Origin of the sequence: Streptomyces sp. NRRL S-920 (assembly GCF_000717945.1) — a bacterium.
GTDB classification, from domain to species: Bacteria; Actinomycetota; Actinomycetes; order Streptomycetales; family Streptomycetaceae; genus Streptomyces; species Streptomyces alboniger.
The window spans coordinates 1-24,130 of sequence record NZ_JODF01000063.1 but is presented as its reverse complement, the minus strand read 5'-3'; the positions used below and the strand labels follow the sequence as shown (position 1 = coordinate 24,130).

The window sequence follows — 24,130 nt, the reverse complement described above, 5'->3', positions numbered from 1 at the left end:
TAACCCCGCCGCGTCCAGGAAGTCACCGACGATCATACGAACGGGTCGTAAGACGCCCGCCACCCGCACCGACAGAGAAGGCAGCCACATGCGTCATCGCCGCGCCCTGACCGCCACCCTCCTGGGAATCCTCATCCTCGCCCTCGCCGCCGTGGCGGTCCCGGCCTCGGCGGCCCAGCGGGCGGTGGCGAACCCTTCGCCGCTGCCCCTCCCCGAGTCGCTGATCACGGAAGGAGTGACGGTCGAGGGCCCCCTCATCAACACTGTGCAGATCCCGCACCTTCTGTGAGTTCCGGCGGGAACCCCGCCGGGCCGCTCCCCGAGCAGAGCGGTCCGCCGGTCATTCCCGCGTGCTCTCGTCCTCCAGGTTGCCCTCGGTCTCCAGGTAGGCCTGGCGCAGCGCTTCAAGGACCGCCGGGTCCGGCTTGGCCCACATGCCGCGTGACTCCGCCTCCAGGAGGCGCTCCGCGATGCCGTGCAGGGCCCAGGGGTTGTTCTCCTGGAGGAACTGGCGGTTGGTCGGGTCCAGGACGTACGCCTCGGTGAGCTTGTCGTACATCCAGTCGGCGACGACGCCGGTCGTGGCGTCGTACCCGAACAAGTAGTCCACGGTGGCGGCGAGTTCGAAGGCGCCCTTGTAGCCGTGGCGGCGCATCGCCTCGATCCACTTGGGGTTCACGACGCGGGCGCGGAAGACGCGTGAGGTCTCCTCCACCAGCGTGCGCGTGCGGACCGTCTCGGGGCGCGTCGAGTCGCCGATGTACGCCTCGGGGGCCGTGCCCCGCAGGGCGCGCACGGTGGCGACCATGCCGCCGTGGTACTGGAAGTAGTCGTCGGAGTCCGCGATGTCGTGCTCGCGGGTGTCCGTGTTCTTCGCGGCGACCGCGATGCGCTTGTACGCGGTCTCCATCTCGGCGCGCGCCGGGCGGCCTTCGAGCCCGCGGCCGTAGGCGTAGCCGCCCCACACCGTGTAGACCTCGGCGAGGTCCGCGTCGGTGCGCCAGTCGCGGGAGTCGATGAGCTGGAGCAGGCCCGCGCCGTACGTGCCGGGGCGGGAACCGAAGATGCGGGTGGTGGCCCGGCGCTCGTCGCCGTGCTCGGCCAGGTCGGCCTGGGCGTGGGCGCGTACGTAGTTGTGCTCGGCGGGCTCGTCCAGCGAGGCGGCGAGGCGCACCGCGTCGTCCAGCAGGCCGATCGTGTGCGGGAACGCGTCGCGGAAGAAGCCCGAGATGCGCAGCGTCACGTCGATGCGGGGGCGGCCCAACTCCTCGTAGGGGATGGCCTCCAGGCCCGTGACGCGGCGCGAGGCATCGTCCCAGACGGGGCGGACGCCCAGCAGCGCGAGGGCCTCGGCGACGTCGTCGCCCGCCGTGCGCATCGCGCTCGTGCCCCACAGGGACAGGCCGACGGAGGTGGGGTAGCCGCCGTTGTCGGTCCTGTACCGCTCGATGAGCGAGTCGGCGAGTGCCTCGCCGGTCTCCCAGGCGAGGCGGGAGGGGACGGCCTTGGGGTCGACGGAGTAGAAGTTGCGGCCGGTCGGCAGGACGTTGACCAGGCCGCGCAGCGGGGAGCCCGAGGGGCCCGCCGGGACGAAGCCGCCGTTCAGGGCGTGCACCGCGTGGTCGAGTTCGGCGGTGGTGGCGGCGAGGCGCGGGACGACCTCGCGGGCCGCGAACTCCAGGATGGCGGCGACCTGTTCGCCCTGGTCGCGGGGGACGGCCGCGAGGTCCCAGTCCGCGTCGTCCATCGCCTGGACCAGCGCGCGGGCCTTCTCCTCGGCCTCGTCGGCGCTCACGCGCGTCGCCGCGGACTCGTCGAGGCCGAGGGCCTCGCGCAGGCCCGGCAGCGCGGTCGTGCCGCCCCAGATCTGGCGGGCGCGCAGGATCGCGAGGACGAGGTTGACGCGGTCGGCGCCCGCCGGGGCGGTGCCGAGCACGTGCAGGCCGTCGCGGATCTGCATGTCCTTGATCTCGCAGAGCCAGCCGTCGACGTGGAGCAGGAAGTCGTCGAAGCCGTCGTCGTCCGGGCGGTCCTCAAGGCCGAGGTCGTGGTCGAGCTTCGCGGCCTGGATGAGCGTCCAGATCTGTGCGCGGATCGCGGGCAGCTTCGCCGGGTCCATGGAGCTGATCTGGGCGTACTCGTCGAGGAGTTGCTCCAGGCGCGCGATGTCGCCGTAGGAGTCCGCGCGGGCCATCGGCGGCACGAGGTGGTCGATGAGCGTGGCGTGCACGCGGCGCTTGGCCTGGGTGCCCTCGCCCGGGTCGTTCACCAGGAACGGGTAGATCAGCGGGAGGTCGCCGAGCGCGGCGTCGGGGCCGCAGGCCGCCGAGAGGCCCGCGTTCTTGCCGGGCAGCCACTCCAGGTTGCCGTGCTTGCCGAGGTGGACCATCGCGTCCGCGCCGAAACCGCCGTCGGCGGCAGGGGCCGCGATCCAGCGGTAGGCCGCCAGGTAGTGGTGCGAGGGCGGCAGGTCGGGGTCGTGGTAGATCGCGATGGGGTTCTCGCCGAAGCCGCGCGGCGGCTGGATGAGGATGAGGAGGTTCCCGCGGCGCAGGGCGGCGAGCACGATGTCGCCCTCCGGGTCACCGCCGTCGCCCACGCGGGAGCGGTCCAGGAACATCTCGCCGGGGGGCGGCCCCCAGTGCTCCTCGACGGAGTCCCGCAGCTCCTGCGGCAGCGTCGCGTACCACCGCTTGTAGGCGGCGGCCGGGATGCGGACGGGGTTGGCGGCCAGCTGCTCCTCGGTGAGCCATTCCTGGTCGTGGCCGCCCGCGTCGATCAGCGCGCGGATCAGCTCGTCGCCGTCACCGGAAACGAGGCCCGGGATCTCCTCCGAGGGGCCGAAGTCGTAGCCCTCACCGATGAGCCTGCGAAGGAGCGCCACGGCGGACGCGGGGGTGTCGAGGCCGACCGCGTTGCCGATCCGCGAGTGCTTGGTCGGGTAGGCGGAGAGCACCAGCGCGAGGCGCTTGTCGGCGGCCGGGATGTGCCGCAGGCGCGCGTGGCGCACGGCGATCCCGGAGACCCGGGCCGCCCGCTCGGCATCCGCCACATAGGCCGGGAGCCCGTCCTCGTCGATCTCCTTGAACGAGAACGGCACGGTGATCAGACGTCCGTCGAACTCCGGCACCGCGATCTGGCTCGCCGCGTCCAGCGGCGAGACGCCCTCGTCGTTCTCCTCCCAGGCCGAACGCGAGCCGGTCAGGCAGAGCGCCTGGAGGATCGGCACGTCGAGCCCGGTCAGCGCGCCCGCGTCCCACGACTCGTCGTCGCCGCCCGCGGAGGCCTCGGCGGGCTTGGTGCCGCCCGCGGCGAGGACCGTGGTGACGATGGCGTCGGCGGGCCGCAGCGCGTCGATCAGCTCGGGCTCGGGAGCCCGCAGCGAGGCCACGTACAGCGGCATCGGGCGGGCGCCCGCGTCCTCGATGGCGCCGCACAGGTCGTCGATGAACGCGGTGTTGCCGCTCATGTGGTGGGCGCGGTAGTAGAGCACCGCGACGGTCGGGCCCTCGATGTCGCGCGCGGTGCGCTCCAGCGGGCCCCAGGACGGCGCGGGCGCCGGCGGGTCGAAGCCGTGGCCGGTGAGGAGCACGGTGTCGGAGAGAAAGCGGGCCAGCTGCTCCAGGTTCGCGGGGCCGCCGTGCGCGAGGTAGGCGTGTGCCTCGGCGGCGATGCCGACCGGCACGGTCGAGGACGCCATGAGCTGGGCGTCGGGCGCCTGTTCACCGGTGAGGACCACCACCGGCAGACCGCTGGCGGTGAGCTGGTCGAGGCCGTCCTGCCAGGCGCGTACGCCACCGAGGAGGCGTACGACGACGAGGTCGGCGCCCTCCAGCAGGGAGGGCAGCTCGGCGAGGTCCAGACGGGACGGGTTGGCGAACCGGTAGTCGACCGGACCCCCCGCCGCGCGGGCGCTGAGCAGGTCGGTGTCGGAGGTCGACAGCAGCAGAAGCATGCGTGCGCAGGCCTTCCTCGGGGTGTCCGCGCCCCGGGTGGTCGTATGGACGGCAGGAGTTCCTGGCTCGCCCCACCTCGGTGGGGTTCACAGTGGCGGGACCGCGCCGGATTCGCACCGGGCTTCCTCCCTCGGGTCCTGGTGGACCCACGCCGTCGCTGGCGTCGGCGAACCTGGCGGCCCGCCGCCTGCATAGTAAGTCCTGCCCACCGATCGCGGGGCGGCCACCTGCCAGGACGGGCCGTCTCGGGAGGCGACCGCCCGGATCCGCCTGGGTATGCTCGCCGCCATGCCGCCCAGCCGAGCAACTTCCATGAACCAGGGCGAATCACCCATACGTGACCGGATACGCGACCGGGGTGACGCCTGCCCCGGAGCCCTCCGTCTGCACCGTGCCGACGACGGCGCACTGGCCCGACTCCGCCTGCCCGCAGGCCTTTTGACGGGACGTCAGGCGTCGGTCCTGGTTGACGCGGCGGAGCGTCTGGCGGACGGGAACCTCAGCGTCACCTCGCGCGGCAACATCGAGCTGCGCGGCCTCGGCGAGAGCTGCGGCGCGGAACTCTCCACGCTCCTCGCGGACGCGGGCCTGCTGCCCTCCGAACGCCACGAGCGAATCCGGAACATCGTGGCGTCCCCGCTGGCCGGCCTCGACCGACTCGGCCACGCCGACGTGCAGTTGTGGGCCCGTGAGCTGGACGGACTGCTGTGCGCCGAGGAGTGGACGACGGCGCTTTCCGGCCGCTTCCTGTTCGCCCTGGACGACGGGCGCGGGGACGTGGCCGGGCTCGGCGGCGATGTGACCTTGATCGCAGAATCGGGCGGTACGGCGGTCGTACGCGTCGGGAGCCACGCCCTGCGCGTCCCCGGCGCCGCCGCCCCCCGCGCCGCACTCGCCGCCGCCGGGGCCTTCCTCGCCGCCGCGCGTGCGGCGGGCAACGGAGCCTGGCGGGTACGGGAGCTGCCCGCGGGGCACGCCGTCGACCTCGCCGGAGCCCTGCGGCGAGGCACCGAGGGCAGCACGGGCAGCGACGGCATCGACGCCGAGCCCGCACCCATCCCGCACCTGCCCAGCCCCGCCCCGCCCCTGCCCGGCGTCGTCGGCCGCGCGGTGGCGGTGGGCGCCCGCCTCGGCCGCGTCACGGCCGCCCAGTGGCGCGCCCTGCTCCCGGCCCCCGCCGACGAGCTGCGGGTCACACCGTGGCGCGGCCTGGTCGTCCCGGGCTTCGGGGACGACGCGGCGGCCCGCGCACGCCTGGCCGCGCTGGCCGACGCCGGCTACCTCACCGACCCGGGCTCGCCCTGGCTCGGCGTCGGCGCCTGCACCGGCCGCCCCGGCTGCGCCAAGTCCCTCGCCGACGTACGCGCGGACGCCGTCCCCGGCGCCGGGGGCCTGCCCGTCCACTGGTCGGGCTGCGAGCGCCGCTGCGGACACCCGCACGGCGACTGGGTCGACGTCACCGCCGTCGGGGACGGGCGCTACGAGGTGACGGCGCACACCGGCGGCACGGCGGCGCCCGTGAGCGGCGGGACCCTGACCGAGACGGTCACGACGGCACGTACGACATCCGCAACCACCACCACAACGGCCACGAGATGAGCGAGAGCACAGTGTTCGACTACGAGAAGGACGGCGCGGCGATCTACCGCGAGTCCTTTGCCACCATCCGCGCGGAGGCGGACCTCGCCGGTCTGCCCGCCGATGTCAGCCAGGTCGCGGTGCGGATGATCCACGCCTGCGGGATGGTCGACCTCGTCCGCGATCTCGCCTTCAGCCCGCGCGTGGTGGCCGACGCCCGCAAGGCGCTGCGCGACGGCGCGCCGATCCTGTGCGACGCGAACATGGTCGCGAGCGGCGTCACCCGCAAGCGGCTGCCCGCCGACAACGACGTGATCTGCACCCTCACCGACCCGTCCGTCCCGGACCTCGCGGCACAGCTCGGCACCACGCGCAGCGCCGCGGCCATGGAGCTGTGGCGCGACCGCCTCGAAGGCTCCGTCGTCGCCATCGGCAACGCCCCCACCGCCCTCTTCCGCCTCCTGGAGATGATCGAGGCAGGCGCCCCGCGCCCGGCGGCGGTCCTCGGCATCCCGGTCGGTTTCGTCGGCGCCGCCGAGTCCAAGGACGCCCTCGCCGAGCACCACTCGGGCCTGGAGTACCTGGTCGTACGGGGGCGTCGTGGCGGCAGCGCGATGGCCGCGGCGGCGATCAACGCGATTGCGAGCGAGGCGGAGTGAACACCGAGACCACCCGAGGGAAGCTGTACGGAGTCGGGCTCGGCCCCGGCGACCCCTCCCTGATGACCGTGCGCGCCGTCGAGGTCATCGCCGCCGCCGACGTGGTCGCGTACCACTCGGCACGGCACGGCCGCTCCATCGCCCGCCGGATCGCGGAGAAGCACCTGCGCGCCGACCACATCGAGGAGGCGCTGGTCTACCCCGTCACCACGGAGACCACCGACCACCCCGGCGGCTACCGCGGCGCCCTCGACGACTTCTACGAGCAGGCCGCGGCCCGCCTCGCCGCGCACCTCGACGCCGGGCGCACCGTCGCCGTCCTCGCCGAGGGCGACCCGCTCTTCTACGGCTCCTACCAGCACATGCACAAGCGGCTCGCCCACCGCTACGACACCGAGGTCATCCCCGGGGTCACCTCGGTGAGCGCCGCCGCCGCCCGGCTCGGCGAACCCCTCGTGGAGGCCGAGGAGGTCCTCACGATCCTGCCCGGCACCCTCCCCGAGGAGGAACTGGCCGCCCGCCTCGCGTCGACGGACTCGGCGGTCGTCATGAAGCTCGGCCGCACCTTCGGCAAGGTGCGCGGCGCCCTGGAGCGCGCGGGCCGCCTCGACGAGGCCCGGTACGTGGAGCGCGCCACCATGGAGGGCGAACGCACCGGCCGACTGGCCGACGTGGACCCGGAATCGGTGCCGTACTTCTCGGTGGCGGTCCTGCCGAGCCGCGTGGCGCCGCTGACCGGCGGCCCCGCGCCCGAGCCCGCCCCGGCCGGACAAGGCGAGGTCGTCGTGGTCGGCACCGGCCCCGCCGGACCCCTCTGGCTGACCCCCGAGACGCGCGGCGCGCTCGCCGCCGCCGACGACCTGGTCGGCTACACCACCTACGTCGACCGCGTGCCCCACCGCCCCGGCCAGCGGCGGCACGGCTCCGACAACCGGGTGGAGTCCGAGCGCGCCGAGTTCGCCCTGGAGCTGGCGCGTCGCGGGCGGCGCGTCGCGGTCGTCTCGGGCGGCGACCCCGGCGTCTTCGCGATGGCCACGGCCGTCCTGGAGGCGGCCTCGCAGGACGCGTACGAGGACGTCCCGGTCCGGGTGCTCCCGGGAGTGACGGCCGCCAACGCGGCCGCCGCCCGGGCAGGCGCCCCGCTCGGCCACGACTACGCGACCCTCTCGCTTTCGGACCGGCTCAAGCCGTGGGAGGTCATCGCCGAGCGCCTGGCCGCCGCGGCCGCCGCGGACCTCGTCCTCGCCCTCTACAACCCCGGCTCGCGCAGCCGCACCTGGCAGGTGGGCAAGGCGCGGGAGCTGCTCCTGGAGCACCGGGCGCCGGACACGCCGGTGGTGCTGGGGCGGGACATCGGCGGGCCCGAGGAGAGCGTGCGGGTCGTACGGCTCGGTGACCTCGACCCCGCCGAGGTCGACATGCGGACGCTGCTCATCGTGGGGTCGTCCCAGACGCGGGTGTCGCGGCGGCGCGGGGGCGGGGAGCGGGTCGTCTGGACCCCGCGGAGGTACCCGGAGGGCGGCTGAGGAGTCCGTGCGGGTGGGTGGGGGCCGGCCGCGCAGTTCCCCGCGCCCCTGAAGGGGCGGCACTCTGGCGCCCCGTAAGGGGCGCGGGGAACTGCGCGCCAAGCCCCCACCCACCCGCAGGTCAGCGAGGACCCGCGCAGCGCTCCTGCTGAAGGCGCACCCAGGCCACCGCCTCCCGAGGCGAGGCGACGGCGGCCGAGGCCGGCGCGGCAGGGCGCCGGACCACGACCACCGGAACCCCCGCCTCGCGCGCGGCGACAAGCTTCGGGGCCGTCGCCGCGCCCCCGCTGTCCTTCGTCACCACGACGTCGATCCGATGCGTACGCAGCAGCTCGCGCTCCCCGTCGAGCGTGAAGGGCCCCCGGTCGAGGAGGACCTCCACGCGGGCGGGGTACGGCGGCTCCGGGGCGTCCACGGAGCGTACGAGGAACCAGAGAGCGTCCAGCTCGGGGTCCCCGGCGAAGGCGGCGAGGCCCATGCGGCCCGTGGTGAGGAAGACCCGCTCGCCCAGCGCGGGAAGGACCCGCGCCGCCTGTTCCAGGGAGTCGACCCGATGCCAGTCGTCGCCCTCGTCGGCGACCCAGCCGGACCGGCGCAGGGCGAGCAGGGGAACATGGGCGAGCGCGGCGGCCGACGCCGCGTTGAACGAGATCGTCCCGGCGAAAGGATGGGTGGCGTCGATGAGCGCGTCCACGCGGTGCTCCCGCAGCCACGCCGCCATCCCCTCGGCCCCGCCGAACCCGCCGACGCGGACCTCGCCGGGCGGCAGCCGGGGCGCGGCGACCCGCCCCGCCAGGGAACTGGTCACCCGCAGCCCCGGCTCCCCCGCGAGCAGCTCGGCCAGGCGGCGGGCCTCGGTCGTTCCCCCCAGAATCAGTATGTGCACGGAGTTCGGTGTCCTTCATGAGTGAGCCAAGTCAGCCAGGCGGGCCAAGCGAGGCAAAGGGCGGGCGCAGCGCCCAACTCAAGCACACCGGTCTGCGGCCGGGATGGACGACCGGCGCCTGTGCGACGGCGGCCACGACGGCCGCGTACACGGCGCTGCTGAGCGGCGACTTCCCCGACCCGGTGACGATCACGCTGCCCAAGGGCCAGACGCCCGCCTTCGCGCTGGCCGCCGAGGAGCGCACGGACGCCTACGCCATGGCGGGGATCGTCAAGGACGCGGGCGACGACCCGGACGTCACGCACGGCGCGCTGGTGCGCTCCACGGTACGGAGGCTGCCGCCCGGCGCGGGCGTCGTCTTCAGGGCGGGTCCCGGCGTGGGCACGGTCACCCGCCCCGGCCTGCCCCTGGAGGTCGGCGAACCCGCGATCAACCCCGTCCCCCGCCAGATGATGCGGGACCACGTGGCGCTGGTGGCCGAGCGGGCCGGAACCACGCCGGACGTGGAGATCACCATCTCCGTCGACCACGGCGAGGAGATCGCCCGCTCCACGTGGAACCCCCGCCTCGGCATCCTCGGCGGCCTGTCGATCCTCGGCACCACCGGCATCGTCGTGCCCTACTCCTGCTCGGCGTGGATCGACTCCATCCGGCGGGGCGTGGACGTGGCGCGGGCGGCCGGGCGCACGCACGTCGCGGGCTGTACCGGCTCGACGTCGGAGAAGACGGTCGTCGCGGAGCACGGCCTCCCCGAGGACGCCCTGCTCGACATGGGCGATTTCGCGGGCGCGGTCCTGAAGTACGTACGCCGCCACCCCGTCGACCGCCTCACCATCTGCGGCGGCTTCGCCAAACTCTCCAAACTGGCGGCCGGCCACCTGGACCTCCATTCGGCCCGCTCCCAGGTGGACAAGGGCTTCCTCGCGGAACTGGCCCGCGCGGGCGGCGCCTCCGACGCGCTGGCGCGGGAGGTGGCCGCCGCCAACACCGGCCTGGAGGCCCTGCGCCTGTGCGAGGCGGCGAACGTCCCCCTGGGCGACCTGGTGGCGACCAGGGCGCGGGACGAGGCGCTGGGCGTGCTCCGGGGCGCTCCCGTGGCGGTGGACGTCATCTGCATCGACAGGGCGGGCACGGTGGTGGGCCGAAGTGCCCTGTAAGGGCCCTCAGCAGACGTGCCGCTCGCGCTCGGGAGAGTACAGATGGCTGTCACGGAACTGCGAGGCACCCAACGTACGACCGACCATGATCACAGCGGTCCGCACGATTCCCGCCTCCGTCACCTGCCCCGCGATATCGCCGAGGGTCCCCCGGAGAACCACCTCGTCGGGCCGGCTGGCGAACGCCACCACGGCAGTGGGGCACTCCGCGCCGTAGTGGGGGAGGAGTTCCTCGACCACCCGGTCCACGTATCCCGCGGCCAGATGCAGCACGAGCAGCGCCCCGCTGCGGCCCAGCGTGGCGAGGTCCTCGCCCTCGGGCATGGCCGTGGCCCGCTGCGCGATCCGGGTGAGAATGACCGTCTGCCCGACCGTCGGCACGGTCAGCTCCCGCTTCAGGGCCGCGGCCGCCGCCGCGAACGCCGGCACCCCGGGCACCACTTCGTACGGCACGCCCGCCGCGTCGAGGCGCCGCATCTGCTCGGCGACCGCGCTGAAGACGGACGGATCGCCCGAGTGCAGCCGCGCCACGTCGAGCCCCGCCTCGTGGGCGCGGACCAGCTCACCGGTGATCGCGTCCAGGTCGAGTTGCGCGGTGTCCACAAGACGCGCCCCGTCCGGGCATTCGGCGAGCAGTTCGCGCGGCACCAGGCTGCCCGCGTACAGGCAGACCTGGCAGGCGGCGAGCATGCGCGCGCCGCGCACCGTGATGAGGTCGGCCGCGCCGGGCCCCGCGCCGATGAAGTACACGGTCATCTGCTGTCAACTCCTGCTTTCGTGCGGTGACTTGGTGACGGACCACTGGGTGACCGGCATGGCCTGCCGCCACCCGGTGAAACCGCCGACGGGCACGGCCTGCGCGACGGCGAGCCGTACCAGCTCACCGCCATGACGCCGGTACCAGTCGGTGAGCAGTGCCTCGGACTCCAGGGTGACGGTGTTCGCGACGAGCCGTCCGCCGGTGGGAAGGGCCTCCCAGCAGGCGTCGAGGAGACCGGGCGCGGTGAGGCCGCCGCCGATGAAGACGGCGTCGGGCGTGGGGAGTTCGGCCAGCGCGCCGGGCGCGGCGCCGGTGACGACGCGCAGCCCGGGCACGCCGAGCCGGTCGGCGTTGCGGGTGATGCGCTCGGCCCGCACCGCGTTCTTCTCCACGGTGACGGCGCGGCACGAGGGGTGCACCCGCAGCCACTCCACCGCGATCGACCCCGACCCGCCGCCCACGTCCCACAGCAGTTCCCCGGGCGCGGGCGCCAGCGCCGCGAGGGTGGCCGCGCGGACGTACCGCTTGGTGAGCTGGCCGTCGCTCTCGTACGCCGCGTCGGGCAGCCCCGGCACGGCGCCGAGCCGCAGGGCGCCGGGGGAGCGGCGGCACTCGACGGCGACGACGTTCAGCGGGTCACCGGGCGCGTGCGACCAGGCGTCGGCGACACCCTCGTACACCGACTCGTGCGCGGAGCCGAGCTGTTCCAGCACGCGCAGCCCGCTCGGGCCGAAGCCGCGCTCGCGCAGGAGGGCGGCGACCTCGCCGGGGGTGGCGGCGTTCGCGCTGAGCACGAGGAGGCGGCGGCCGTCGTGCAGCGCGGCGGCGAGGCGCGCGGCCGGGCGGCCGACGAGCGTGACGACCTCGGTGTCCTCGACGGGCCAGCCGAGGCGCGCACACGCGAGGGAGACGGAGGAGGGGTGCGGCAGGACCCGCAGGGCGGCGGCGCCGATCTCCTCGCTCAGGGCGCGTCCGATGCCGTAGAACATGGGGTCGCCGCTGGCGAGTACGGCGATCCGGCGCCCCGCGTGGGCGGCGAGCAGGCCCGGCACGGCGGGCCGCAGCGGAGAGGGCCAGGCGACGCGCTCGCCCGGGCAGTCGGGGAGGGGCAGCAGATCCAGCTGGCGGGGGCCGCCGACGATCACCTCGGCGTCGGAGAGCGCCGCGCGCGAGGCGGCGGGCAGCCCGCCCCAGCCGTCGGCCCCGATCCCGACGACAGTGACGGCCGGTATGTCTGCGGGGGATGCGGGGGTCACTGCTGGGTACCTGACCTCGGGGTTCGGGAAGGGCTGCGCAGCCGCACTCTACTGGTGACCGGGCGGCGGCCCGGCACCCCGACCGTGTCGCAGTTGGGCTGAACGGGTGACTTGGCGTAAGAATTGGCCGGTGCAGACAATGAGTGCGAGCCAGGACGGGGTGGGTCAGTGAGTAGCAGTCAGCGCCACGACGTCACCGACGAACAGTGGGAAGGGCTCGCCCAGGTCGTACCGCTGCGCAGCCGCAACGAATGGCCCTCGTGGCCGGGACACCGCGCGCTGCCGGAGGCGGAGACCGAGACGCGGCGGCGTTTCGTGGTGATGCGGGTCAACGTCTTCTCGGACGCCCGCGAGGTCGCCGAGACCGTCATGTCGCAGATCCCGGTCCTGCTCGACCTGACGGGCGCCGAGACCGAAGTCGCCAAGCGGGTACTGGACTTCAGCAGCGGGGTGGTGCTGGGCCTCGGCTGCGGCATGCACCGGGTCGACAAGAACGTCTTCCTCCTCGCGCCACCCGGCACGGAAGTGCAGGGACTGGTGGAGGCGGTCGCGCAGCCCTAGGGCCTGTCCGGCGGATCATGCCGCGGGTCGTGGGGTCTGGCACTTCCCCAAGCTCTCGGCTTCGCTCGAGCAGGGGGCGCCCCCATCGCGTTGCCGCCCTCCTCCGCCTTGCGTCTCGACGCACCAGACCCCGCTCACCCGCGCAGAAAGGTGACCGTCGCCCAAGTGCGGCCTGATCCGCCGGACAGGCCCTAGCCCCTGCTCGGCCCGCCGCGGTGCATCTTCCGAGGGAACCCCTCGATCGTAGGAAGGGCGGCCGGGCGTAACGGTTCGCCCGGTGCGCCGCCCCTTAGCTTCCGAGCATGACGGCGCACACTCCGGAGCCGGCCCCGCGGCCGACGGCAGGCCAGGACCGCCCGCAGATCACGGAGCTGCGGCTGTCCGCCTTCGCCGGGCACCGCGGCACGGTGCTCCCGCTCGGCGCGCTGACGCTGATCACGGGGCCCAGCGGCAGCGGCAAGTCCAGCGCGATGACCGCGTACGAGGCACTGGCGCGGCTCGGCGCCGGTGCCGAACTCGCCGACGTGTTCGACGACCCCTCGGCGTGCGTGCCCGAACGCGCCCGCGCCGACGGCCAGCGGCGGCGCGGGTTCCGCATCGGCTGCACGGTCGAGGGGCCCGCCGGGACCGTCCGGCTCGACCTCGCCGTCCAGGCCGAGCCCGAGCTGCGCGTCGTGGGCGAGCGGCTGACCCGTGGCTCGCTCGTCCTTCTGGAGACGGCGCTGCGCGACCCGGGGCGCCGTATGGTCCAGGCGGCCTGGCACACCGCGGGCGCGGCTCCCGTGACCCGCGCCCCGATGCCGGACGACCGGCTCGGCACGGCGCTCGTGCCGCTGCGCGTGGCGGGCAAGACCGACGGGCAGCGCCTGGTGCTCGCGGCGGCCGAACAGGTCGTGGTCGCGCTGCGCTCGGCGTTCCCCTGCGACCCCCGGCCCAGCCGGATGCGCGCACCGGTCCCGGCGGGGCTGATCGGGGCGGGCCGCCTCCTGAGCGGCTGCGACAACCTCGCCGAGGTCCTGTGGCGCACCCGCTCCGAGTGCGCGGGACGCCACGCGCTGCTCGTCTCGGCGGTGCGCGACGGCTGCGCGGGGCCGGTCGCCGACGTGTTCTCCGAAGAGGCGGAGGACGGGTCGGTGCAGGCCTTCGTGGACCGGGGTGACGGAGTGCGGACGCCTCTGACGCGGCTCGGGGACGGCGAGTTACGGTACCTGGCCCTCGCGCTCGTCCTGCTCACCGGGCCCGGCGTGCTCGCCGTCGACCCGGTGGCGGAGGTCCCGCAGGCGTATCAGACCCTCACCGTCCTCGCCGACGGCCTCGACCGCCGCCTGGACGCGCGCCAGACGCGCGCGCTCGGCGAACTGGCGGCGCTGACGTGCGCGCGCGGGCACATCCGCCTGGTCGGGGCGGTGCGCGACGCGGACTGGGCGGCCGACGCCGCCGGCGCCTCGGTGGTAGACCTGGGGCTGTGACAGAACGACTTGATGTAGCGGGACTCCAGCGCCGACTGGCCGAGTTCGCGGCCGCTCGCGACTGGGGGCAGTACCACACACCCAAGAACCTGGCCGCCGCGCTGAGCGTGGAGGCGTCCGAACTGGTGGAGATCTTCCAGTGGTTGACACCGGAGGAGTCGGAGCGGGTGATGAAGGACCCGGACTCGGCGCACCGGGTGACGGACGAGGTCGCCGATGTCCTCGCGTATCTGTTGCAGTTCTGCGAGGTCCTGGGGATCGACGCGCTGGCCGCGCTCGCGGCGAAGATCGAGCGGAACGAAGAGCGTTTTCCGGCGGCGGACGGGCCGTAATGCCCGGCGCGTGCCTGCCGCGTCTCCGCCACGTGCCTGCCGCGCCCCCGCCTTGAGCCCGCCTTTTGACCCCCTTTCCGCCTGCCGGCGGAGCCCTTTTCAACATTTTCGTCACTCTCCGGAGTGGCTGGCTTGGCAGAACTCGATTGCTTGTCCACAGATTTCCGGCTTCCCCTGGCTTTTCGACCGGATGAGTATCACTCTGGGTAGTGGACGTGGGAGTGCGGGCGGACGTGCGGCGTATGCGCGCGGGAGGGATGGGGGGTTGCGCATGAACGCAATGCGGCTCATCGAGGCGAACCGGCGCGCCCTGGCGCGAAGCGAGGACCCGGTCGCCATCGTCGTGGAGGTCTGGCAGTCGCAGGCGCTCGCGCAAGCGATAGGCAGCCGCCTCGCGGTCGCGGGCCCTCCGGAGTTACGGGGAGAGGCGCTCGGCCTGAGCGAGGTCGGCGGCAGAGCCTGCGGGCTGCTCGACGCCCCGCGCCTGGGGACGGAGGACATACGGGCCGCGCGGCTGACGGAGACGGGCGACGCCCAGGAGGTCCTGCTCGCCCTCGACCAACTCTTCGGCGAGGTCGGTATCGCGCTCGTCGGGGTCGCCATGGGCGCCGCCGACGAGGCGGTGTACTGGCAGTGCATGGAGGCGATAGACGCCGCCGACGAGTCCAGGGACCGGGTCCTCGAGATGCTGCGCAGACTCGCGGTGCGGGAGCGGGGCCTGCCCGAGCCGGACTCGGCGGCGGGCCCGTCATGAGGCGCGGGCGCCGGCGCACGGACCTCGCGGAGCGGCACCCTCGCGCGGGCCCGGCCGTCGTTCTCTTACGGCTCCCGGGGCGCGGACGCCTGCGGAACCGCGGAGGGCTGCGGAGCCGTGGAGGAGGAGTGCGGTGCGGTGGAGGAGGACTGCTGGAGGTCGGCATCGAGTTGGGTCAGGTCCGCGTTGAGCGCCGCCATCAGCTCCTCCATCTGCTGGAGCAGGCCCTTCGGCGCTCTCTGCGGCGCGGGCACGGACGAATCGTGCGCTGCCTCCTGCTCGGGGACGGCTTCCTGGGACATCACGGCCTCCTCGGCCCTCGCCCTCCCGACGGGGGAGGGCAGTTGACGCGAGCGACGCCCCGGCGGCGGCCACCGGCGCGGGTGCCGGGCGGTCCGGCTCCGCCCGAGGCAACGATCTGCCGGTGGGCCGGGTCACTGGGGCGGGCCCGCACCAGCCGTGCCGTTGACGGATTTTCACCCGACTGGGGCGGCCGCGGACCGGCGGGACCGGCGGGGTTGACGAGCGTTCGAGCATGCAGGATGGAGCCATGGATCTTCGAATCTTCACCGAGCCCCAGCAAGGGGCGACCTACGACACGCTGCTCACCGTCGCCAAGGCCGCGGAGGACCTCGGCTTCGACGCGTTCTTCCGCTCGGACCACTATCTGCGCATGGGCTCCGCCGACGGCCTGCCCGGTCCCACGGACGCCTGGATCACCCTGGCCGGGCTCGCGCGGGAGACCAAGCGGATCAGGCTGGGCACGCTCATGACCGCGGGCACCTTCCGGCTGCCCGGCGTTCTCGCCATCCAGGTGGCCCAAGTCGACCAGATGTCGGGCGGCCGGGTGGAACTGGGCCTGGGCGCGGGCTGGTTCGAGGAGGAGCACAAGGCCTACGGCATCCCCTTCCCCAAGGAGAAGTTCGCCCGCCTGGAGGAGCAGCTGGAGATCGTCACCGGCCTGTGGGCCACCGAGGTCGGCCAGACTTTCGACTTTGACGGCAAGCACTACCAGCTCACCGACTCCCCGGCCCTGCCGAAGCCCGCGCAGCCCAAGGTGCCGGTCCTCATCGGCGGCCACGGCGAGACGCGCACACCGCGCCTCGCCGCGCAGTTCGCCGATGAGTTCAACATCCCGTTCGCCTCGGTCGAGGACAGCGAGCGGCAGTTCGGCCGGGTCCGCGCCGCCGCCGAGCAGGCCGGGCGCAAGGGCGACGATCTGGTGTACTCCAGCGCGCTGGTGGTCTGCGTCGGCAAGGACGACGCGGAGGTCGCCCGGCGGGCGGCGGTCATCGGCCGGGAGGTGGACGAGCTGAAGGCCAACGGCCTCGCGGGCTCCCCGGCCGAGGTCGTCGACAAGATCGGGCGCTATCAGGCGGTCGGCGCGAGCCGGATCTACCTCCAGTGCCTCGACCTCGCCGACCTGGACCACCTGGAGATCATCTCCTCGCAGGTGCAGTCACAGCTGTCCTAGCCCAGCGGGCGTCAGCGCCCGCAGCCGCAGGGCGGCTCCCATACGTGGCCGCCGGGCGCACCCCCTCCGGTGCCCGGCGGTCACTCGAAAGCACAGGTCGGCAGGGGGCGGCGGCTCACTGACCTGTCGAGCGGCCGAAGAACTCCAGCTCGGCGACGGCCACCTGGCGCTCCTTGCCCGCGCCGTACGCGGAGCGCAGGATCAGCCGGGCGCTCACCGCGTCCCGTACGCGCACGTCGAGCTTCTGCACGCCCCCGTCGTTGATCCGGCGGTGCAGGGTGTGCTCCTTGCCCGCCGAGTCGCTGACCACCAGGTCGAACTCCATGGGCCTCGCCTGCTCGGCGGCCTGCGCGGTGCGGGCGGAGGTGCCCGGGGTGATCAGCAGGTTGAGCAGGTCGGTGGGCTGGCCGAAGTCGGCCTGGATCCACTGACCCGCGGAGTCGCCCGCGTAGCCAGTGCCCCACCAGGTGTTGGAGTAGCCGTCGAAGGCGAGTTTCGCCGCCTGCTTGGGGGCGGCGTGCGAGGCGCTGGAATCCGTGGGGTGGACGGGGACCCGCTTGGCGAAGTGGTCCTGCACGGCCCGCGCGGCCGGGGGCCCGCCGAGGATCCCGCCGATCAACAGACCGGCGATCACCGCGACGCCCACGGCGCGGGCGATCCACCGGGTGCGGTCACGGTCCAGGCGTGGCCGCTGACCCGCGTAGGGGCCCTCGGCGGTGGGGGCCGCGGAGTCCTTCAGGGGGTTGGCGCAGCTGCGGCAGAAGTGCCGACGGGGCGCGTTGGGCGTCCCGCAGCTGCGGCAGGCCGCGCCGGACTCGGGCGCGGCGGGCACCGCGGCCTGTCGCACCCGGGGGCGCGCCGCCTCGGGCCTGCCCGGCAGGACACCGCCCGGCGTCTCCGGGGGCGCGACGGGTCCGGAGGCCTCCGGTACGGGGACGAGCAGGGAGCGTATGGCGGTGTCGGACACGGCGGCGTCGTCCGGGGTGCCGGAGGGGGATGAGCCGCGATCGGCCCGCTCAGGGTCGGCCGCCGGAAGCGGGACGGTGGTGTCGGCGCCACCGGAAGCGGGCTCGGGTTCGGGCCTGGGCGCGGGGGCGGGCGCGGAAGGGGAGGCGGGCGCGGGGCCCGGCTCCGCGGTGGGCGCGTTCGCGGGGCCTGCCGGGGTGTCCCAGCGGAGGAAGGCGCCGCAGGAGTCGCAGAAGGACTGGCCGCGCTGCCGGGCGGGGGTGCCGCACTCGGGGCACGGGGGCGTGGTGGAGGGGGAGTTGGGCATCTCGTCCGTCTCGGGCTGCTCTGGCTGCTCTGGCATCTCAGGTTCCTTCAGGGAAAGGCGTGGCGGTCACCTCGGCCGTGAAGGGGAGGTGCGCGGGGCGGGCGGCGGCGACGACCGACCGCAGGCGGTGCGGGTCCACCGACGCGGGGTCGGGCACGCGCAGGGTGACGTGCAGGGCGGGGCGCGGGGTGCCGGGGAAGGGGCCGAGCGGGCGCGCGGACCAGGTCGCGCCGCCGCTCTCGCTGATGTCCGGCCGGATGCCGAAGGCGAGTTCGACGGCGGCGGACAGGCCGCGGCGGGTGCCGCGGACGCGGTGCAGGGCGACGGCCGACGCCACCGCGTGCCGGCGCGTCGGCAGCGGCTCGGTGCCGTCCAGCTCCGTGCCGACCCAGTCCGTCAGCCACCCGAGGAAGTCCTCGGGCGCCAGGGCGGGCGTGAAGTACGCCTCCAGACAGTCCAGCACCGTGAAGACGGGCGCGAGCACGACGTCGAGCCCGGAGACGAACCGCAACGCGAAGTCGTCGTCGGCGAACACCGCGGGCAGCTGCTCGCCGAGCGGATGCGCGGAGACGAGCCCGGGCAGCGAGCCGCGCCCTGGGCCGGGGGCCGCGCGTCCACCCGCCTTGCGCAGATCGGCGGCGGCCCGTGGCCGCGGCGTCGTCATCGCGCCTCGATGACACGGACGCGGTGGTCGAACGGGAACAGCAGGGCGGACGGCGTGAGTTCGATGCGGTCGGTGGCATCGCCGCGGCGGCCGGTGAGCGGGTCGGCGGGGTGCAGGAGGACCTCGTCGACCAGCTCCACGCCCGGCACGCGCTGGAGCGCGGCGAAGATCTCACCGGCGCGCAGCGGTCGACCGAAGGGCCAGCCCGCGCCGTGCGCCCCGCCGGTCAGCGGGTCCAGATAGGCGTAGAGCGCGTCGAGGGCGTCGGCCCGCACCCGCTCGGCCTCGGCGGCGCGGAAGGAGTGGAGTGTGGCGACGACCGTCACGCCTTGGTAGAAGGGCGGTCCGACCGCGAGCCGGGTGCCTATCGGGCGGCGGTCGTCCAGGAAGTGCGTGACGCGGGACAGCAGTTCGTCGCCCGGCACGAGCTGTTCGAAGCGCAGACGTCCGCCGCGGTCCGGCACGGCCTGGGGGACAACGAGGACGCGCACCGCGTTCTCACCGGCGTCGGCGGCCTCCGCGGCCAGACAGTGGATGCGGGCCGTCTCGGGCGCCGCGCGCCGCGCCAGTTCCTCGTAGTCGCGCGCGGTCACCGCCCGCTCCTGCGCGCGCAGCGCGATCGGCGCGCGCACCTTGGCCTCCTGCACGGTCTCGCCGTCCACCCCGCCGCGCGCCGCCTCGCGGTTCTCCACCCGGGAGACGTACGGGATGGAGCTGCGCAGCACCTGGATCGCGCCGCGCGCCACGTTGCCCGCGCGCCCGCCGCCGGTGCGGTAGCGGGTGGCGCGGATCGCGGCGCCCTTGGCGGGCACCGCGCCGAACTGCCGCAGCGAGCCGTCCGGTTCGCGGACCGCGGGACCGAAGGCGATCTCGCCGGTCGCCGCGTCGAGAGTGAGGTGGCGGTCGTCGGGCCCCGACGCGGCGAAGTGGTCCACGACCTGCCACTCCTGCCAGCCGACGCCGTCCTCGTCGAAGTTCCCGGAAGTCTCCGAGACCTCCAGGAGCAGCGGCGGCCGGTCCGCGACGACCGGCGCCTGCGCGAGCCGCACGCGCTGGCCGGGGACGCCCGTGGAGTCACCGAGCGGCTCATCGCGTACGACGTCGGCGTGCGCGACCCGCGTCGTGCCGCCGATGGTGAACGCGGACGCGGCCCGCACGGTCGGCGACGCGCTGTAGAACGGCTGGCCCTGGGCGGCCTCGACCACCCGGCAGCGCAGCCAGCCCGCGTCCTGCCTGCCCACCCGGGACACGACGTGCCCGGCCGGGATGTGCAGGACCACGTCACCGGGCCGGTTCAGGCCGCCGGTGGAGTCCTCCTCCACCTCGCACTCGGTCCAGCCGTCCGCGGTCCACGCCTCCCACACCAGCGGCGGCTGGCGCGGGTCGACGCCGACACCGTCCACGCGGCTGTCCAGCTGGAGCACGGCCACGCAGGAGGGCACCGCCGCGCTGAGCCCGAACAGCAGCGTGTCGCCGGGGCGCGGGGACTCGGCGAAGACGCCCACGTCACGCCCGCCGAACACGTCCTGCCCGCAGTCCTGCGGGGTGCCGCCCGCCTCCTGGCGCAGCACGGCGTCCAGCTCGCAGGGCACCACCGTCAGATCCGCCTCGGTCGCGAAGGCCACCGCCTCCTCGGTCTCGGTGCGGCCGGTGGCCACCTCCGTCCCGGCGGGCAGCACCACGGGCTCGGGCTGCGGCGCGGAGAGCCAGAAGGTGACGTCGGCGCGGGCCGCGGAGGGCGGGAAGAGGGTGACGCCGAGCAGGTCGAGGAAGGCCAGGTGGTTCTTCTCCGGCACGCGGTTGAGGCGGTAGACGACCTGGTCGGCCATGTGCGCGACCGCCTCGACGAGGGTGACGCCCGGGTCGGAGACGTTGTGGTCGGTCCACTCCGGGCAGCGCTGCTGGATGTAGCGCTTGGCGTCGTCGACGAACTGCTGGAAGCGCCGGTCGTCGAGGTGGGGTGCGGGCAGGGCCATCGGACTTCAGACTCCGCTCTCTGATTCCGTGGACGGGATCACGTAGAAGGGAAAGACGAGGCTGCGCGGGTTGTTGGTGCCGCGCACGGTGTAGCTCACGTCGATGAACAGGACGGACGGATCGTCGGCGGCCGGGCTGACCTCGACGTCCAGGACCTCGATGCGGGGCTCCCACCGGTCGAGCGAGGACCGCACCTCGTACCGGATACGGCCCGCCGTCGCCTCGTTGACCGGCGAGAACACCAAGTCGTGGACCGCGCAGCCGAATTCGGGCCGCATCGGCCGCTCACCGGGTGCGGTGGCGAGCACGAGCCGGATCGACTCCTCGATCTCACGCTCGCGGCGGGCCAGCGCGATGCCGCCGCCCGCGTCCGTACGCAGCGGAAACGTCCAGCCCGCGCCGACGAACTGCTCACTCATGCCCCACGACCCCCCTCGGCATATCCCTCGACTCCACTCTCCATTTCCCCCAACTCCGCTAGAACGGCAGGCCGTTGCGCAGGACGGCCGGGGCGTTCAGTGTCACGGTGGCCACCGAGTTGACGGCGACCGCGCCGACCGCGCTGACCGCCACGGCGGCGGCCGCGTTGACGGAGACCGCGCCGGCCGACTTGAGGCTGACGGCGCCGGTCGCGTTGATGTCCGCCACGGCGCCCGCGGTGACGCCGAACTTGGCGCCCGCCTTGATGTCGACCGCCCCGCCCGCGCTCATCGTCAGCGCCCCGCCCGCGGTCAGCGACAGATTGCCGCCCGCCCTGATGCTGACGTTGCGGGTCCCGGAGATGGACACCGAACCGTCGCTCCGGATGGTCACGCTGGTGCGCGTCTCGTCCAGGTGGACGGTGAGCCGGCCGTTGCCGGTCTGGAGCCGGATCCCGCTCTTCATACGGGACTTGGCGTCCACCAGCTCGACGGTGTGGCCACTGCGCGAGGCGAGGGAACGCCAGTTGACCCGGCCGCTGGTCGGGTCGACCGCGGGCAGCCCGTCCGGGTCCGGCGTCGGCTTGTCGACGCCGTTGTACAGCCCGGCGAGGACGTACGGATGCTCCAGCGAGCCCCGGTCGAAGGCGACGAGCACCTCGTCACCGACCTCGGGCAGCATCAGACCGCCGCCCCGCACCCCGCCCAGCTGCGCGATGCGGCACCAGTCGCTCTCATAGGTGTCCGACAGCCAGGGGAAACGCAGCTTCACGCGGTTCAGCTTGAGCGGGTCCTTGGCGTTGCTGACCAGCGCCATCGCGACGCCCGGCATCGGCGGGGCGGCGTCGGCGCCCCCGGAGGCGAGCCCGTACAGCGAACGGAACTGCCGCCCGGAGACGGTCAGCCACGTCGTGAACGGCCGCCCCGACTCGAAGAGATGACGTACTCCGGTCGCCGTGTACTTCCCCTCGAAGGGGAACCCGGCCCCCTTCAGCGCCACGGGCTGCCCCGGCCGCAGCTCGGGGTTGCCGGTGACCGCGACCTCGACCTCCGCGAAGGAGCCCGCCACATCCTCGGCCAACGAGCGTGCCGCGTGCGTCACTTGGGCCTGCGTCGTGTACGGCGTCCCGGTGTCCGTCAGCTCGGCCCTGCCGAACGGCTGCGAGAGCTGCGCGGGGGTGATGTCGGCGACGATGTCCTTGCTCGTGACGGCCGGGGACTGCGCCGACAGGGCGCGCTTGGCCCGCATGTCCCAGCCGCGCACCCCGGCCGTGGCGACCTGCCCGGCGGCGGTCACCGCGACACGGCTGTGCAGCGCGTTGTGCCCGAATTCGAGGACGTACGGGCTCTGCGCGGCGGGAGTCGTGTCGGCGGGCGCGCCCGCGGCGGGCGCCAGCTTCGCGAAGCACAGCTTCCCGTCCTCGTCGAACGACAGATGGGTGTCGTTCTCCTGGGCCAGGCGCGAAAGGAAGTCCCAGTCGGTGATGTTCGGCTGCGTGGCCAGCTCGTAGACCGTGGGCGTGGCGTCGACCTTGCCGAGCTTGAGGCCGCTGAGGGCGGCGACCCGCCGCACGATGTCGGAGGCCGTCATGTTCGGGAAGCCCTGCACGCGGCGGTTGCGCAGCAGCCGGTGCCCGGGGTCGTAGCCGCGTACGACGAGGGACTTGCCGCCCGCGTCGGCGTCCACCTCCAGGGCGGTCACCTCGCCGGTCAGCATGGGCTTGCCGCGCACCCCGTCGGTGAAGGGGCACAGGACGGCCTTGGCGCCCACCTTGATCTGCGGGAACTTCTCCAGAATGTCGCCGCCGGTGTCGGCGAAGGTCAGCTGGAAGGCGGACGGCACGTTCACGCTGGAGTCCACCCAGCCCTCGACGAGCAGCACGGCGAGCTTGTCCGGCAGTCGGGAACCGCCGATCTCGGCGTGCAGGACGCTCGTATACGTCTTCTCACTCATACGTCTTCTCACTCATACGGACTCCACATGCGCGGGACGGGCCTCTTCGGCGGCGGGCAGCAGCAGTTCGGTGCCGGGTCTCAGCCGCATCGGGTCGTCGATGCCGTTGGCCTCGGCGATCAGCCGCCAGCGGGTGGCGTCCCCGTACTCCCGCCAGGCCAGCGAGGCCAGCGAGTCACCGGCGACGGTGCGGTGCACGCGGCGGGCGGAGAGCGCGCCGGACGTCGGGTTCTGCCCCTTGGTGGGCATCGCCACCTCGGTGAGCGACAGCGCGCAGGTCGCGCGGATCGGCTCGCCCGTCGGATTGAACAGCGTGAAGTTGGCGCTGACACTGGTCACGTACGCCACGAACTGCACGGTGTTGAACGACCCCCAGGAGAACCGCACCCAGGGCGGCGAGGGCCGCTTGGAGGTGACGCTCTGCGGCGTCACCTCGCAGCAGGAGAGCAGCAGTTCCACCTGCTTCTGCACCTTGCCGGAGTTCGGCTCGCCCGACGAGTCGAGGAACACCTCCAGCTGGAGCGTGGCGGGCACGGACCCGGTGAACTTCGGCGGCGCGCCCCGCATATAGGCGACCGCGGGCTGCGTCCGCCACTCGGCGGAGCGGGCCATCTGGAGCTGCGTCGGGTTGAACTGGAACTCGACCTCGCCGATCTTCCCGCCCATGGACCCGCCCAGATCGGTGGGCGGCTGATGGATGTCCAGCTCGGCCCGGACCAGGCTCGCCCCCGCCTTGCCGCCGGTCGGCGCGGCCATCTCAGGCACCGCCCGCGTCGGTGAACCCGTGGTGGGCGATCTCCAGCGTCTCGGTCGCCACGCTCGGGTTGTCCGGGCTGAGACTCGGCCCCTGCCAGCGCACGGGAAGCACCTCGACGAGCCCCCACTGCGCGACGACGGAACCGTCCGCGCGCAGGGCCGCGATCTGGGCCGTGGGCCGGGTGATCCCGGTGGCGATGGAGGAGATCCAGGCGGCGACGCGGGCGGTGTCGGGAGTCAGGGGGCGGGTGAGGCGGATGGTGGAGAAGGTCACGCGGGTGGGCAACTGCCAGACGAACCCGTTGTTCCCGCCTTCCTGCCGCTGCTCCACCTCCACCTCGGAGGCCAGTCCGTCGCACCCGTTGAACAGGCCGAGGTCCTGGCCGTCGATGGTCAGTTTGAAGAAGACGGTGGAACCGGGGTCCAGGGTCGAGGGCATGGGTTCTTTCCTGTGGCGGTGTCAGCTGTGGCAGTTGTTGGGGCGTACGGGTTCGTGCCGGGGCTCAGCGGCCGTGGTCGCGGAGCCGCCCGATCCGCTCACGGTCGCCGCGGAGTTCCGCGCGGAGGAGACGGGAGAGGGGGGCGAGGAGGCGCCGGGCCAGGTCGTCCAGGTCGGCGGGGCTGGCAGGGGTGGAGTCGGGGGCGGGGCCCGCGGGGGTGGTACGAGTGTTGCTGGGGGTGCTGGTTACGGGTTCAGGCTTGGCGGCCGTGGGGGCGGT

Annotated in this window: 22 protein-coding genes, 1 pseudogene and 1 riboswitch; of the genes and pseudogenes, 10 read left to right on the top strand and 13 right to left on the bottom strand. The window is 73.9% G+C overall.

The window, feature by feature from the left end; translation table 11 throughout:
• Window positions 1-88: 88 nt before the first annotated feature.
• Window positions 89-289, top strand: a complete 201-nt coding sequence (locus tag IG54_RS0131225) for a hypothetical protein (RefSeq protein WP_030792264.1) — start codon at window positions 89-91, stop codon at window positions 287-289.
• A 51-nt stretch (window positions 290-340) separates the two neighbouring features.
• On the opposite strand, the gene cobN is transcribed toward IG54_RS0131225, so the two are convergent.
• A complete protein-coding gene (cobN, locus tag IG54_RS0131220) occupies window positions 341-3,955 on the bottom strand; it encodes a cobaltochelatase subunit CobN (RefSeq protein ID WP_030792261.1) in 3,615 nt (1,204 codons plus the stop codon).
• A gap of 33 nt (window positions 3,956-3,988) precedes the next feature.
• Window positions 3,989-4,127, bottom strand: a riboswitch (cobalamin riboswitch).
• 105 nt (window positions 4,128-4,232) lie between these two features.
• On the opposite strand from cobN, the gene IG54_RS0131215 reads away from it, so the two are divergent.
• The 3 genes from IG54_RS0131215 to IG54_RS0131205 are packed head-to-tail and all read left to right on the top strand — an operon-like array spanning window position 4,233 to window position 7,719.
• Window positions 4,233-5,555, top strand: a complete 1,323-nt coding sequence (locus IG54_RS0131215; protein ID WP_030792259.1) for a cobalamin biosynthesis protein CobG — start codon at window positions 4,233-4,235, stop codon at window positions 5,553-5,555.
• 11 nt (window positions 5,556-5,566) lie between these two features.
• A complete protein-coding gene (locus IG54_RS0131210; RefSeq protein ID WP_106977138.1) occupies window positions 5,567-6,193 on the top strand; it encodes a precorrin-8X methylmutase in 627 nt (208 codons plus the stop codon).
• Window positions 6,190-7,719: a precorrin-2 C(20)-methyltransferase gene (locus IG54_RS0131205; protein ID WP_030792252.1), complete on the top strand. Its 1,530-nt coding sequence runs from the start codon at window positions 6,190-6,192 to the stop codon at window positions 7,717-7,719. Before IG54_RS0131210 ends, IG54_RS0131205 begins: the two co-directional genes overlap by 4 nt.
• Window positions 7,720-7,840: 121 nt before the next feature.
• Here the strand turns inward: IG54_RS0131205 and IG54_RS0131200 are convergent, their stop codons facing one another.
• Complete coding sequence (locus tag IG54_RS0131200; protein ID WP_030792249.1) at window positions 7,841-8,605, bottom strand: cobalt-precorrin-6A reductase; 765 nt, start codon at window positions 8,603-8,605, stop codon at window positions 7,841-7,843.
• A 17-nt stretch (window positions 8,606-8,622) separates the two neighbouring features.
• On the opposite strand from IG54_RS0131200, the gene IG54_RS0131195 reads away from it, so the two are divergent.
• Window positions 8,623-9,762, top strand: a complete 1,140-nt coding sequence (locus tag IG54_RS0131195; RefSeq protein ID WP_030792246.1) for a cobalt-precorrin-5B (C(1))-methyltransferase — start codon at window positions 8,623-8,625, stop codon at window positions 9,760-9,762.
• A 6-nt stretch (window positions 9,763-9,768) separates the two neighbouring features.
• Here IG54_RS0131195 and cobM read toward each other — a convergent pair whose 3' ends face one another.
• Complete coding sequence (gene cobM / locus IG54_RS0131190) at window positions 9,769-10,518, bottom strand: precorrin-4 C(11)-methyltransferase (RefSeq protein WP_030792243.1); 750 nt, start codon at window positions 10,516-10,518, stop codon at window positions 9,769-9,771.
• A 6-nt stretch (window positions 10,519-10,524) separates the two neighbouring features.
• On the bottom strand, window positions 10,525-11,778 hold the full coding sequence (locus tag IG54_RS0131185) for a bifunctional cobalt-precorrin-7 (C(5))-methyltransferase/cobalt-precorrin-6B (C(15))-methyltransferase (RefSeq protein ID WP_030792240.1): 1,254 nt from the start codon (window positions 11,776-11,778) through the stop codon (window positions 10,525-10,527).
• A gap of 168 nt (window positions 11,779-11,946) precedes the next feature.
• On the opposite strand from IG54_RS0131185, the gene IG54_RS0131180 reads away from it, so the two are divergent.
• The 4 genes from IG54_RS0131180 to IG54_RS0131165 all read left to right on the top strand — a co-directional run bounded on the left by IG54_RS0131180 (window position 11,947) and on the right by IG54_RS0131165 (window position 14,894).
• Window positions 11,947-12,339: a cell division protein SepF gene (locus IG54_RS0131180; RefSeq protein ID WP_030792236.1), complete on the top strand. Its 393-nt coding sequence runs from the start codon at window positions 11,947-11,949 to the stop codon at window positions 12,337-12,339.
• A gap of 302 nt (window positions 12,340-12,641) precedes the next feature.
• Window positions 12,642-13,808, top strand: coding sequence for an AAA family ATPase (locus IG54_RS0131175; RefSeq protein ID WP_030792232.1), 1,167 nt, complete (start codon window positions 12,642-12,644; stop codon window positions 13,806-13,808).
• On the top strand, window positions 13,805-14,140 hold the full coding sequence (locus IG54_RS0131170; protein ID WP_030792229.1) for a nucleotide pyrophosphohydrolase: 336 nt from the start codon (window positions 13,805-13,807) through the stop codon (window positions 14,138-14,140). Before IG54_RS0131175 ends, IG54_RS0131170 begins: the two co-directional genes overlap by 4 nt.
• 271 nt (window positions 14,141-14,411) lie before the next feature.
• Window positions 14,412-14,894 (top strand): DUF6099 family protein, encoded by a 483-nt coding sequence (locus IG54_RS0131165; protein WP_030792226.1) that lies wholly within the window; start codon window positions 14,412-14,414, stop codon window positions 14,892-14,894.
• Window positions 14,895-14,959: 65 nt separating this feature from the next.
• Here the strand turns inward: IG54_RS0131165 and IG54_RS38450 are convergent, their stop codons facing one another.
• The gene (locus IG54_RS38450) at window positions 14,960-15,196 is read right to left on the bottom strand and encodes a hypothetical protein (protein WP_037898071.1); all 237 of its coding nucleotides are present in this window, start codon (window positions 15,194-15,196) and stop codon (window positions 14,960-14,962) included.
• A gap of 248 nt (window positions 15,197-15,444) precedes the next feature.
• Between IG54_RS38450 and IG54_RS0131155 the strand changes: the two genes are divergently transcribed.
• Window positions 15,445-16,368 (top strand): LLM class F420-dependent oxidoreductase, encoded by a 924-nt coding sequence (locus IG54_RS0131155; protein ID WP_030792220.1) that lies wholly within the window; start codon window positions 15,445-15,447, stop codon window positions 16,366-16,368.
• 115 nt (window positions 16,369-16,483) lie between these two features.
• Here IG54_RS0131155 and IG54_RS43505 read toward each other — a convergent pair whose 3' ends face one another.
• The 8 genes and pseudogenes from IG54_RS43505 to IG54_RS0131115 form a co-directional block, all read right to left on the bottom strand.
• Entirely contained in the window at window positions 16,484-17,677 is a 1,194-nt protein-coding gene (locus IG54_RS43505; protein WP_051820195.1) for a discoidin domain-containing protein, read from the bottom strand.
• Between the two features lies 1 nt (window position 17,678).
• Window positions 17,679-18,305: a phage tail protein gene (locus tag IG54_RS0131145; RefSeq protein ID WP_078594723.1), complete on the bottom strand. Its 627-nt coding sequence runs from the start codon at window positions 18,303-18,305 to the stop codon at window positions 17,679-17,681.
• Window positions 18,302-20,281, bottom strand: coding sequence for a putative baseplate assembly protein (locus tag IG54_RS0131140; protein ID WP_030792211.1), 1,980 nt, complete (start codon window positions 20,279-20,281; stop codon window positions 18,302-18,304). The genes IG54_RS0131145 and IG54_RS0131140 overlap by 4 nt, the downstream gene beginning before the upstream one ends.
• Before the next feature lie 6 nt (window positions 20,282-20,287).
• Entirely contained in the window at window positions 20,288-20,701 is a 414-nt protein-coding gene (locus IG54_RS0131135; protein ID WP_030792208.1) for a GPW/gp25 family protein, read from the bottom strand.
• A gap of 58 nt (window positions 20,702-20,759) precedes the next feature.
• Window positions 20,760-22,655 (bottom strand): VgrG-related protein, encoded by a 1,896-nt coding sequence (locus IG54_RS0131130; protein ID WP_030792197.1) that lies wholly within the window; start codon window positions 22,653-22,655, stop codon window positions 20,760-20,762.
• 12 nt (window positions 22,656-22,667) lie between these two features.
• Complete coding sequence (locus IG54_RS0131125; RefSeq protein WP_030792194.1) at window positions 22,668-23,411, bottom strand: LysM peptidoglycan-binding domain-containing protein; 744 nt, start codon at window positions 23,409-23,411, stop codon at window positions 22,668-22,670.
• Window position 23,412: 1 nt separating this feature from the next.
• Complete coding sequence (locus IG54_RS0131120; protein WP_030792191.1) at window positions 23,413-23,850, bottom strand: phage tail protein; 438 nt, start codon at window positions 23,848-23,850, stop codon at window positions 23,413-23,415.
• Window positions 23,851-23,914: 64 nt separating this feature from the next.
• A pseudogene (locus IG54_RS0131115) lies at window positions 23,915-24,130 on the bottom strand (hypothetical protein); the annotation flags it as partial.

Excerpts from the sequence above, each read along its gene's own strand:
- IG54_RS0131225 (WP_030792264.1), top strand. The coding sequence starts at position 89 with ATGCGTCATCGCCGCGCCCTGACCGCCACCCTCCTGGGAATCCTCATC.
- IG54_RS0131215 (WP_030792259.1), top strand. The coding sequence starts at position 4,233 with ATGCTCGCCGCCATGCCGCCCAGCCGAGCAACTTCCATGAACCAGGGC.
- IG54_RS0131145 (WP_078594723.1), bottom strand. The coding sequence starts at position 18,305 with ATGACGACGCCGCGGCCACGGGCCGCCGCCGATCTGCGCAAGGCGGGT.
- IG54_RS38450 (WP_037898071.1), bottom strand. The coding sequence starts at position 15,196 with ATGTCCCAGGAAGCCGTCCCCGAGCAGGAGGCAGCGCACGATTCGTCC.
- cobM (WP_030792243.1), bottom strand. The coding sequence starts at position 10,518 with ATGACCGTGTACTTCATCGGCGCGGGGCCCGGCGCGGCCGACCTCATC.
- IG54_RS0131155 (WP_030792220.1), top strand. The coding sequence starts at position 15,445 with ATGGATCTTCGAATCTTCACCGAGCCCCAGCAAGGGGCGACCTACGAC.
- IG54_RS0131125 (WP_030792194.1), bottom strand. The coding sequence starts at position 23,411 with ATGGCCGCGCCGACCGGCGGCAAGGCGGGGGCGAGCCTGGTCCGGGCC.
- IG54_RS0131135 (WP_030792208.1), bottom strand. The coding sequence starts at position 20,701 with ATGAGTGAGCAGTTCGTCGGCGCGGGCTGGACGTTTCCGCTGCGTACG.
- cobN (WP_030792261.1), bottom strand. The coding sequence starts at position 3,955 with ATGCTTCTGCTGCTGTCGACCTCCGACACCGACCTGCTCAGCGCCCGC.
- IG54_RS43505 (WP_051820195.1), bottom strand. The coding sequence starts at position 17,677 with ATGCCAGAGCAGCCAGAGCAGCCCGAGACGGACGAGATGCCCAACTCC.
- IG54_RS0131130 (WP_030792197.1), bottom strand. The coding sequence starts at position 22,655 with ATGAGTGAGAAGACGTATACGAGCGTCCTGCACGCCGAGATCGGCGGT.
- IG54_RS0131120 (WP_030792191.1), bottom strand. The coding sequence starts at position 23,850 with ATGCCCTCGACCCTGGACCCCGGTTCCACCGTCTTCTTCAAACTGACC.
- IG54_RS0131140 (WP_030792211.1), bottom strand. The coding sequence starts at position 20,281 with ATGGCCCTGCCCGCACCCCACCTCGACGACCGGCGCTTCCAGCAGTTC.
- IG54_RS0131175 (WP_030792232.1), top strand. The coding sequence starts at position 12,642 with ATGACGGCGCACACTCCGGAGCCGGCCCCGCGGCCGACGGCAGGCCAG.
- IG54_RS0131165 (WP_030792226.1), top strand. The coding sequence starts at position 14,412 with ATGAACGCAATGCGGCTCATCGAGGCGAACCGGCGCGCCCTGGCGCGA.
- IG54_RS0131195 (WP_030792246.1), top strand. The coding sequence starts at position 8,623 with ATGAGTGAGCCAAGTCAGCCAGGCGGGCCAAGCGAGGCAAAGGGCGGG.